This is a genomic window from Acidobacteriota bacterium (assembly GCA_022340665.1).
Taxonomy (GTDB): domain Bacteria; phylum Acidobacteriota; class Thermoanaerobaculia; order Thermoanaerobaculales; family Sulfomarinibacteraceae; genus Sulfomarinibacter.
On the sequence record JAJDNM010000046.1, the window covers coordinates 38,659 to 49,269 of the forward strand.

Genomic DNA, 10,611 nt, shown 5'->3' on the forward strand with positions numbered 1-10,611 from the left:
CGACTGGTCCTGGGGCCTCTACTGTCGATGGCGTTCCGTTTCCGCCTGACGTTCGGCCTCCTCGGCGCGCTTTCGAGCGCGGTCCGACAGTTCCCGCAATCGCTCGGCGTCGAGGCGATTCGCCTCGAGCGCCCTCCTGCGGGCGTCGGCTTCGAGAGCCTCAGCGCGCTCGCGGAGCCGCTCCCGTTCGACATCGTTCATGCGCTCGATCTCTGCGGCCCTCGATGCGAACTCTCTCTGTCGCTCGGCCTGCTCACGAGCCAGCTCCCGGGCAACCCTCGCCTGTTCACGCGCCTCGGCCTCTGTATGCCGCGACAACTCTCGAGCTTCGGCGCGGAACTTTTCACGGTCGGCATCTGTCATACGCTCGAGTTGAGCGGCCTTCAACGCAAGCTCTCTCTGTCGCTCGGCGGCCTCACGAGCTTGTTCCCGAGCGATCTGCGCCCGCTCACGCGCAAGGGCTTCTGCCCGCCTCGACATCTCTCGAGCCTCGTCACGGAGCTTTTCCCGCTCGGCATCCGTCAGACGTTGTTGTTCGGAGGCTTCTCGCGCCAGCTCCCGAGCCCGCTCGGCCGTCTCTCGTGAGTCTGCCCTGCGAGCCAGTGCCGCCTCATGAGCTCGTACTCGAGCTTCGCTTCTCGCGCGCTCGGCCTCGGGCGAGCTGCTTTCCGTCGATTGGCCGGGTGAAGCCGCCTCTTTCGACGGCGGTTCAGGTGCGGCGGGTTGGGACGGCGGAACGGGTTCCACACCGGTGGCAGGGACGGACACGGGGGAGGGAGCTTCGGCGGCAACAGGCGCCGACACCGGTGCTGGAGCGATTCCGGTGGACGGGTGCGGCGGAGCCGGCTCCGCTGGAGCCGAAACAGGCTCCGGTACGGGGGCGGCTGCGATCGGCGGCGAAGGCGCGGTCGGCGCAGGCGGTGCCTCTTCCGCCGGCGCCTTGTCAGCCGATGACCAGGTCTTGGTTGGATTCGTCGCGGACCGATCGATCGCGCTCCCTGCGTGCACGGGCGACGGCGCTATCGCGGGCATGAGGATCGCCGAACAGACAACCGCCGCGATGACGAGGGAGAGGGCCCATAGCGAATGGCCGCGATGCCCCAGATTCCCGGAAATGAGGTGCTGAACCCGGCGGTCGAGGCGCGGACCGGACGCGAAGGCCGTCACCGGGAGGCCGGGTGAGATCCCCCAGTGGGCGACGACTACCAGACACCTGGCAAGACCCAGGCGGTCACCGGTACACGCAACGGCCCTCTCGTCGGTGAGGTGCTCGGCGATTTCTTCCAGGCGGCGCCGGACGAGCCGGTTGAGCGGTTGCAGAAAAAAAAGGGCTTCTCCGAGGCGGTAGAGCAGCTGCCACGCCGGGTCACGGCGCGCCAGGTGGGCCAGCTCATGGGCGAAGAGGCTCTTTTTGTGCTCGATGGCGAGATCGTCGACCCGTTCAGGGCAACACACCTCTGGCCTCTGGACACCGGTGGCGAAGGGTACCGCGATCGCGGGCGAGGTGCTCAGGCGGACCTTGCGGCGCATGCCCATAGCGACGGCCAATCGGTTGAGAAGTTGATCCCCGGAGCGGAGAGTCCTCGTCTTCAGCAGGCGTCGGAGATCGAGCGCCGACCGGCCGAGAGTCAGCATCGCCAAAAGCGAGCCAATGGCCCAGAGTGAAACGAAAGCGACTGGCCAGATTGAGTCGCGTCCAATCCGGGTGAACCGGCTGGATGACGCCGGGTTAGCGACCAGAGAAGTGTTGACTGCGGTCTGATCGATCGTGGTGGAAGGGCATGCAGCTGAGAGACCTTCAATGGCAACGATTCCGCCGACGGGCTCGAAACCGAGTCCGGCCTGCGCTGTTGCGGTCAGCAGACCGCCGATCAGGGCGACTCGCAAGAGAGTCTCCTGCAACGGCATCAGTCGTTCACCAAGAGCGCGAGAGAAGAGCCAAGCAGCGCAGAGGAGAAGCGTACTGTGAATCAGGTAGGTGAGGAGCCAAGAGGCGACTGTCGCTGTGTTCATCGATCTTCCCCATTTCCGGCATCGAGTCCGTCGAGGAGACTTCGGAGCTTCTCGATTTCCGCCTCGTCCATATCGTGGTCGACGACCAGGTGCGAGACCAGCGCCGCCGGATCTCCGGCAAACAGGCGGTTTAACAGCTCCGAAACCATCGTCAACCGAACCTCATCTTCGCTGACAGTGGGTCGGTAGACGAAGTGTCGATCTTCGACCCGGTGGGCGACGACACCCTTGTCTTCCATTTTACGGAGCATGGTGGCGATGGTTGTGGGTGCGAGGCCACGATCGTCCTGCAACGCCCTGTGGACCTCGGCCACCGTTGCCTCGGTGCGTGCCCACAAGACCTGCATGATGGCGTGTTGCAGCTCTCCGAGTGTGTGCTTGCCCATGAGTCCTCCGAATCGTTTACGACTACCAAGGTAATACTACCAAGGTAGTTTGTCAAGACCAAGCCGTCCAGAAGGGATCCTTGCGGTCACTGGGAGGCTGTGGACTGCTCGGCCTCCTTCAAGATCATGCGAACCGCCAGGACGCAAAGAACGCGAAGAATGTTGAAGGCAGTTCGACGGCCTGACGGAATCATCTCTTGGCGCTCTTTGCGTCTTTACAGTTCGAACCACTCATGAAAAGGATTGGGCGTCAGTGAGGTGAGATGATCTTCGAACGCGACGTGCGGCATCGGCCGTTCAAGGCGCGTAGGTAATCGTATCGTCGACTCCGGCCTCCTCGAATCCGCGCTGGCGCAGGGTACAGGAGTCGCAGCGACCGCAGGCGAGGCCTTCAGGGATTGGGTCATAACACGACCAGGTGAGGCCGTAATCGACGCCGAGCGAGAGCCCGCGGCGGATGATGTCGGCCTTGGAGAGGTCCAGCAGAGGAGCGCGGACCCGGTACTGCACATCTTGTTCGGCGCCGGCGACGGTCGCCAGAGAAGCCAGTTTTTCGAAGGCTTGCAGGAAGTCCGGCCGGCAGTCAGGGTAACCCGAGTAGTCGACCGCGTTGGCGCCGATAAAGAGCTGGTTGGCTCCGACCACCTCGGCCAGGCCGAGGAGCAGGGAAAGGAGCACGGTGTTTCGGGCGGGTACGTACGTGATCGGTACCTCGCCGGATTCCGGGTCCCGGTCCTTGGGTACGTCGATGTCGTCAGTCAGTGCCGAGCCGCCGATCGCTCGAAGGTCGAGGGTAATCACGCGGTGAGAGGCGGCGCCGAGGGCTTCGGCCACCCGTCGCGCCGCCTCGAGTTCGATTCGATGTCGCTGACCGTAGTCGACTGTCAGACAGTGGCACACGAGGCCCTCCTCCCTGGCGATGGCCAGAACGGTCGTCGAGTCCAGACCACCGGAAAGCAGCACCACGGCAGGAGCGCATTCGGTCATGAAGATATTGTGCCGCCATCAAAGGAGATTCGGAAGTGTTGAGTTTTGAGTTATCAGTTTTGAGTTGCCGCCACCCTCCCCGATCCCGGGCGGGTTGGGGGAACTCAAAACTCAAAACTAAGAACTCAAAACTGAGCGGTGGCGCTAGCTCGCCGCCTCTCGGCGCGCCGATTCCCAGAGCTGCTCGACGGTTTCGTCGTCGGGTGCCGGCACGGCGGCGGCTCGTTGCTGCAGGTCGCGACCGAGCGTTCCCATGCGCGCGGTCATCTCGGACAGCCGGGTTGTAACGGTCTTGTCTTCGGCAGCCACGGCTTCCAGGTGATGCACGATTTCCTCTATCCGATCGCATGCGTTGCAGATCAGCACGCCGTGATTGCGGGCGTGGACGGCCTTGATCACCCTCTCCGGCAGATCTCCCCATTCCTGGAGAGCGCCCATCTCGATGTCGTCGGCCAGCACCACCGGCGAACCACGGAGATTCGTTGCTTTCTCGACGACCGGTCGCGACAGAGAAGCGGGACGCTCGCTGTCGCCCAAACCAGGCACCACTACATGAGCGACCATGACGGCGGGGTAGTCGGCGCCGAGCTCTTCGAATACCGATATCTGGCGTGCCATTTCGTCGGCTCCCGGATCGAGGATGGGAAGCTCCTCGTGCGTGTCTGCGGCCACAGACCCGATTCCCGGGAAGTGCTTCGTGCAGCCGGAGACCCCCCAAGTGCCGAGGCCCTCGTTGAAGAGCTTGGCCAAAGCGACGACCCGCTCGGGATCGTGCCCGAAGCACCGGTTCTGTCCACTCAGGCAGCCGCCAGGACAGTCGATATCGACCACCGGGGCGAGATCAAGGTGGATGCCGAGGCTGCGGCAGGCGGCGCCGGCAGCCTCGCCGAGGGCACGGACGGCGCGTCTGCCCGCGGCCGACGCTTCGGCTGCGGAAGGCAGATCGCCCCACAGGCCTGTGAGCCGATTGACCACGCCTCCCTCGAGGTCGGCAGAAACAAACGGCCTCGGTTCGATGTCGTCGAGGCCTGCGACCAGATTCCGTACCTGATCTGGGTCCTCGACGTTGCGCGCGAACAGAATAATTCCGGCTGGACGCGTCTTGTCGAGAAGCGCCCGGTCCTCATCTGTGATCGAAGTGCCGGGCAGCCCAATTACGAGGGGCAAGGAATCAGTTCTGTTCATGCACCTTTCCGTGGAGTTCCGCGAGCAACTCGAGGGCCTCCCGAGGAGTGATTCCGTCGACGTCGAGACGACGCAGGCGATCCGATATCTCGTCCACCGGCGCACGGAAGAGATCGAGTTGGTTGATGCGTTCTGCATTGGCCGTCCGCGGGGTCTGCATCACCGGATCGCCGGAGATCTTGAGCTCGTGCCTTTCAATATTGGCCAGGACCTCCTCGGCGCGTGCACAAACGGTGTTCGGGACGCCCGCGAGGCGGGCGACATGGATTCCGTAGCTGTTGTCAGCAGGGCCTTCGACGACTCGGTGGAGGAAGAGGATCGAGCCGCGCCACTCTTTGACCGCCATCGATCGATTGACCAACCTCGGCAGCATGCGCCCGAGATCGGTCAGCTCGTGGTAATGGGTCGCAAAGAGCACCAACCCGGCATGCTCCTCCTGGTCGTGCAGAAACTCGACGATTGCCCAGGCCAGGGACAGGCCGTCGAAGGTCGCAGTGCCACGTCCCACCTCGTCGAGAATCACCAGAGAGCGCGGAGTTGCATGGTGGAGGATGTTGGCGGTTTCCGTCATCTCCACCATGAAAGTGGATTCACCCCTGGCCAGCATGTCCGAAGCGCCGACCCTGGTGAAAATTCGATCGGTGAGGCCGATCTCCGCCTCCCTTGCCGGTACGAACGAGCCGGCATGGGCCATCAGCGTTATCAGGGCGCACTGTCTGAGATAGGTCGATTTGCCTCCCATGTTCGGGCCGGTAAGAAGGACGATTTGACTGGTCTGGGGGTGGAGGCGGCAGTCGTTTGGAATGAAGTGCGGATCTCGCTGGACGTCTTCGAGCACCGGATGGCGGCCCTCGCGGATGACGATGCCGGCGTCGTCCACCATCACTGGTCGGCAGTAATTCGAGCGTCGAGCCCGGTCGGCAAAGGCGCACAGCACGTCAAGCTGGGCGAGAATCTCGGCAGAAACCGCGATCCGTTGGGCATGATGCGACAATGATTCCACCAGCTCGGCATACAGCTGGCGGTCGAGCGCAGTGGCCTGTTCCTCGGCGGACAGAATACGAGACTCGAGCTCCTTCAGCTCGGGCGTGATGTACCTCTCCGCGTTAGTCAGAGTTTGACGCCGTTCGTAGTCGTCCGGGACGCGGTCGAGGTTCGCCTTGCTGATCTCGATGAAGTAACCGAAGACCTTGTTGTACTTGACCTTGAGAGAGCCGATTCCAGTTCTGGTCCGTTCCTGGGATTCGATGCCGGCCAGCATCTCCTTGCCGCCGCGCGCGAGGCTTCGCTGCTCGTCCAGCTCATGGTTCCAGCCTCCGGCGATCACGCCCGCACCGGCGATCTGCGCGGGTTCCTCGGCGAGGCGCTGGTGGAGGATTTCCGCGAGATCAGGCATCGGGTCAAAGGTTTCGCCGAGCCCGCGAAGCCTCGACGAGGTAGCCTGCTCGATCGTGTCGGCGACCGCCGGCAGGCGATCGAGACCTGCCCTCAGGCCGTGCAGTTCCCGCGGCGTGGCGAGGCCGAGGCCAATGCGTGCGGCGAGGCGCTCGAGATCGGGTAGGCCGTCAAGAGCAGATTGAAGATCTCGCAGCAACTCTGCTCCATCCACGAGTTCGGCGACGGCACGGTGACGTTCTCCGATTTCCTCGAGGTCGTTGCTCGGTCGCACCAGCCAGTCACGGAGCAACCGCGAACCCATCCTGGTCTCGGTATGGTCGAGGATATCGATCAGCGATCCCTTGCGCGTTCCGTCGGCCGAGCGCTCAATCTCCAAGTTGCGAAGGCTGGCGCGGTCGAGAATCAGCGCATCTCCCGTCTGGTGGCAGGTGAAACCGCGAAGATGGCTGAGGGCGCCTTTCTGTGTATTTTCGACATAACCGAGAAGAGCGCCAGCCATTCCGACCAGTGGCTCCCCGGAGTCGAGCCCGTAGCCACGAACCGAGCTGACGCCGAGCACGCGGCGCAAGCGTTGCTCGCCGGCCGATGGCGAGAAGGTCTCGGGCGGCACCGGCGTGACGGTCGGCCTGGGGATTTCCACTGGCCACAGGTCTTTCCAACCATCCCAGTCCTCAGTTACCAAAACCTCGCGCGGCCGAAGACGAGCGAGCTGCTCGGTAAGGGACTCCCGGTCACTGCTTCTCATGCCTTCGAACGTGCCGGTGCTGATCTCAATCCACGCCAGGGCCGAGGCTTCGCTGTCTCCGCCGAAAGCGGCGAGGTAACAGTGCTCAGAACCCTCGAGGAGTCCGGTGTCGGAAATCGTCCCAGGCGTATGCGTGCGTATGATTTTGCGGCGAACGAGCCCCTTCGCCGTGGCCGGATCCTCGACCTGTTCGGCCACTGCAACCCTGAATCCGGCATCGAGGAGCTTTCCCAGATAGCCGTCGAACGCGTGGTGCGGAACACCGCACATCGGTGCATCCACAGAGTCGTTTTGGCGGCGCCTCGTCAAGGTGATTCCCAGCACCGGTGCGGCGACCTGCGCATCTTCGAAAAAGAGCTCGTAAAAATCTCCCATTCGGTAGAGCAGAAGTGCCGAGCCAGCTTGTTCCTTGAGCTCCAGGTACTGTCGCAACATGGGAGTCATCTTCACCGCAGGGTGCCTCCTCCGATCCACGTCATCCGGTGATTGGCGGGAATTCCGCCAGGATCCTCCACACCGCCTGGCCGAGGTCTTTTTGCGGTTCCAGGGAGGTCATCGTGATTTCCGATATCTGGCCGGTCCACAGGATTTTTCCCGATGCCGGATCCAACATCTTGATCGTCACCGCACCTCTCTGGCGAGGACTCGGTTGTGTTTGCACACTCGGTTCGGCGCCACCTCCCTGTGGTGCCACAACGGGTGGTTTCGAGCCGCGAAACACGAGATCGAAGGCAACACGAAAATCCGGTGTCCCGTCTTCGATGCGGGAGTAGCCGCGCGCGACGAGTTCCTTTTCCAGAGCTTCCTGGACCATCTTCTCGAACGCGGGGTAACGGGTGTGGTCGGAGCCGCCGCTCTCCGAAGCGAAGCGAAAGTTCTCCCAATCGTGGAAATCGGTCGCCCTGTCGTATTCGGTTCGCACGGGCAGTTCTGCCGTGGTCGAGTTGCAGCCTGCCAACAGCAGGATGGCAACGCACACGACCGGCAATTTCGCCATTTCGACCATCCTCCTCCACCTCTGCGACGCCAAGGGGGCCCGGAAATCGAGAATCGATCATTCCGGCCGGAGAGTCAAGCTCCACGAGGTTATCCCTTTCCGCCTCGGACCCACCAGTCGGAGTCTTTGTCGAACCACCACGAAGACGCGTCACCCTCGACGATTTTCCTGCCGAGGGCTTTGGCGACGTCGGTCCGGAGCCGCCGGAGGGTGAACGGTATCCAGTTGCCGGCATCCTCGCATCCCGTGTCGAGTCTCTCCTTGAGTTCGAGCAACATCTCGAGCTGGTCGGCGTCGTGCGCCAAAATAGCTTCCGCGGTGACCTCATTGCGGTACTCGGCAATCAATTCGACGAGCTCCTCACCGAAGGGCAGACCGTGACCCATGTCTGCAGCTGCTCGCGCTTCGTCGGCGACCACGTATTTCTGATTGACATAGTTCAGGTCACCTGTCCGTGCTTCCGGGAAATCGTGGACCAGAGCAAGCCGCAGGGTTTTGTCGGTATTTACCTTTCCGTCCATTCGAGCAAGAACGAACGCGAGCACCGTGGTCCGAAAAACGTGCTCTGCAACTGTTTCCGATCCGCCGTCCAGGAATTGCCAGCCGGACCTCGGCGTCCGCTTGAGCATTCCTACTTCAAAAAGAAACTCGACAATTCGATCCACTGAGCCTCCCCTCGAGGCCAGTGTATCGCCTCCCAGGAATCCACGACGTCGGCGAGGATGGCCGTTTCGAGAAATCCTGACAAGGTGGGATACCTCTCTGTAATGTCTCGTCGCCGACCAACTGTGGGCCGGAACTCCGAATTCAGAATTCCGAATTCCGAATTCTGCCGACAACGCCCCCCGGTACGACCTCGACGATTTCCGTCGATGTGATCCTGTTCAACAGGTCCTCGTCGGGTGGGGTGATCACACTCACGCGAACGTAGTTCGGCGTTAACCCGCTCCAGCGCAGTGTTTCCCCGTGGTGTTCAGCCGTTTCCCAGAGAACCTCGGCGATGCTGCCGACCAGCCCGGAGTTGAAGCGATGTTCGAGGTCGGCCGCGAGCCTGTGCATTTTGCGGCTGCGTTCCTGGGTAATTGATCCAGGAACCTGCGCCGGCATACGGGACGCTGGGGTGCCCTCGCGCCGCGAGTAACGGAAGATGTGGAGGCGCGAGAAGGCCAGATCCTCCACCAGGGCCGTGGATTGATCGAACTCCTTGTCCGTCTCGCCGGGGAAGCCGACGATGATATCGCTCGAGATGGCGATGTTCGGCACCGCCCGCCGGGCCGCTCGACACAGATCCGCGAATTCTCCTCGGCTCGTACGCCGCGCCATCCGTCTGAGGGTTTCGTCACAGCCGCTCTGCAGGGGGAGGTGGAGGTGTGGCAGGAGCCGCGGGTCCGAAAAAATCCCGAAGAACTCGGCGTCGAGGTCCCACGGTTCGAGCGAAGAAAGCCGCAGGCGTTCCACATCGGACTCGGAGAGGATTCGCTGGATCAAATGCTCGAGACCACTTCGATTACCGAGGTCGTGGCCATAGGACCCGAGGTGCACACCGCTCAGGACCACCTCTCGGTAGCCCGTATCGACGAGACTGCGCACCTGTTCCACGACCGTGTCCACCGGCACGCTTCGGCCCGCGCCCCTGACCACGGTAATGACACAGAAGGTGCAGGAGTTGTCACAGCCGTCCTGAACCTTCAGAAAGGCCCGGGTGCGAGCCAAGCGGCTTGGTGCGAAAAGGGTATGCTCGTCGGGATCCACGGTCGTCGAGTCGAGGACTCCCGCCATCTCGGCGAGCTCGAGCAGCCGGTCCTTGTTCGCGTTGTCGACCACGAGGTCGACGCCGATCTCGTTCATCGCCGCCGGAGCCATTTCCGCGTCGCAGCCAGTGACGATGATCGCGGCCGAGGGATTGGCGCGCTTGATTTGCCGAATGAGCTGACGGGATTTCCGCGAAGCGATCGCGGTCACCGTGCAGGTGTTGAGGATGCAGAGATCGGCCTCGTCACCCGGAGCAGCGACGCGATGCCCGGCCGCGGCGAGTTTACGGGCCATCGCCTCGATCTCACCGATGTTGAGACGGCAACCGACGGACTCGAGACGAACCTGCACCGTTCCCTCTTCGTTTCAGACGATCAGCTTGGCGGACCGAGCTCGATGGCCATCATCCCTTGAGAAGATCCTTGATCCTCTCTCTGATCTTGGCCTTCTCCTCTTCGATGTAGCGCTCGTAGTTGAGGACCCGCCCGTCCTTGACGATGAACATAATCGGATTGTGGTGGACGTCGCCGTAGTCGTTGAACTGGATGATCCCGGTAACACCAGGAAACTCCTTGACGCCGAAAGCCAGGACTTTGCGAATTTCCGTAGCAGTGAAATTGTTGGTTTCCCCGCACACGAAGATCGCCACCCGCATCGCGTCGAACGCGTGAGCGGCATAAATGTCCGGTTCATCCTGGTACTTCTGTTGGTAGGTGTCGACGAAGTCCTGTGTCAGCTGCGCTTCGGACTGGATGTCGAACGCCGGCTGCGGGAAGTACACACCCTCCACCAGGTCTGGGTGATCCTCGACGATCTGGCCGGTGTAGAAGGCCGACGTGGCGCAGATGACACCGTCGTAGCCCTTTTCCCTGAGGTGACGAAGTACCTCGATCGTTTTGTCGCCGTAGCCGATGATGTAGACCGATGCCGGCTGGTTGGCGGCGAGCAGATCAACCGAAATCGTCTGCCAGCCTTCTTCATCGATCGCGACCCGGCCAACGACCTCACCACCCATCGCCTGCTCGAAGACGAGCCGGAAGGGGGGCTCGATTCCGCGTGCCTGGGCGGAATCCTCGGCGTAGATCAGCGTCGTGCCCTTGTCTTGGTCGTCATACAGGAATCGGCCCGCCCGCCGGCCCTCGAGCTCG

9 protein-coding genes are annotated in these 10,611 nt (G+C 62.4%); all 9 read right to left on the reverse strand.

All coding sequences use genetic code 11. From position 1 onward, the window contains the following. Positions 1–18 precede the first annotated feature (18 nt). On the reverse strand, positions 19–2,013 hold the full coding sequence (locus tag LJE93_06550; GenBank protein MCG6948560.1) for a hypothetical protein: 1,995 nt from the start codon (positions 2,011–2,013) through the stop codon (positions 19–21). Further along, complete coding sequence (locus LJE93_06555; GenBank protein ID MCG6948561.1) at positions 2,010–2,399, reverse strand: BlaI/MecI/CopY family transcriptional regulator; 390 nt, start codon at positions 2,397–2,399, stop codon at positions 2,010–2,012. The genes LJE93_06550 and LJE93_06555 overlap by 4 nt, the downstream gene beginning before the upstream one ends. Positions 2,400–2,696: 297 nt before the next feature. After that, a complete protein-coding gene (queC, locus tag LJE93_06560) occupies positions 2,697–3,386 on the reverse strand; it encodes a 7-cyano-7-deazaguanine synthase QueC (GenBank protein MCG6948562.1) in 690 nt (229 codons plus the stop codon). A 144-nt stretch (positions 3,387–3,530) separates the two neighbouring features. Next, positions 3,531–4,571 carry a hypothetical protein gene (locus LJE93_06565; protein MCG6948563.1) on the reverse strand — a complete coding sequence of 347 codons (1,041 nt, stop codon included), beginning with the start codon at positions 4,569–4,571 and terminating at the stop codon, positions 3,531–3,533. Continuing rightward, positions 4,558–7,158 carry a DNA mismatch repair protein MutS gene (mutS, locus tag LJE93_06570; GenBank protein MCG6948564.1) on the reverse strand — a complete coding sequence of 867 codons (2,601 nt, stop codon included), beginning with the start codon at positions 7,156–7,158 and terminating at the stop codon, positions 4,558–4,560. The genes LJE93_06565 and mutS overlap by 14 nt, the downstream gene beginning before the upstream one ends. Before the next feature lie 31 nt (positions 7,159–7,189). After that, positions 7,190–7,711 carry a DUF4136 domain-containing protein gene (locus LJE93_06575; protein ID MCG6948565.1) on the reverse strand — a complete coding sequence of 174 codons (522 nt, stop codon included), beginning with the start codon at positions 7,709–7,711 and terminating at the stop codon, positions 7,190–7,192. A gap of 89 nt (positions 7,712–7,800) precedes the next feature. Next, complete coding sequence (locus LJE93_06580) at positions 7,801–8,376, reverse strand: HD domain-containing protein (GenBank protein MCG6948566.1); 576 nt, start codon at positions 8,374–8,376, stop codon at positions 7,801–7,803. A gap of 142 nt (positions 8,377–8,518) precedes the next feature. Continuing rightward, positions 8,519–9,814 (reverse strand): tRNA (N(6)-L-threonylcarbamoyladenosine(37)-C(2))-methylthiotransferase MtaB, encoded by a 1,296-nt coding sequence (mtaB, locus tag LJE93_06585; GenBank protein ID MCG6948567.1) that lies wholly within the window; start codon positions 9,812–9,814, stop codon positions 8,519–8,521. 52 nt (positions 9,815–9,866) lie between these two features. Then, a partial coding sequence (locus LJE93_06590; protein MCG6948568.1) for an ABC transporter substrate-binding protein occupies positions 9,867–10,611 on the reverse strand: 745 nt, incomplete at its 5' end.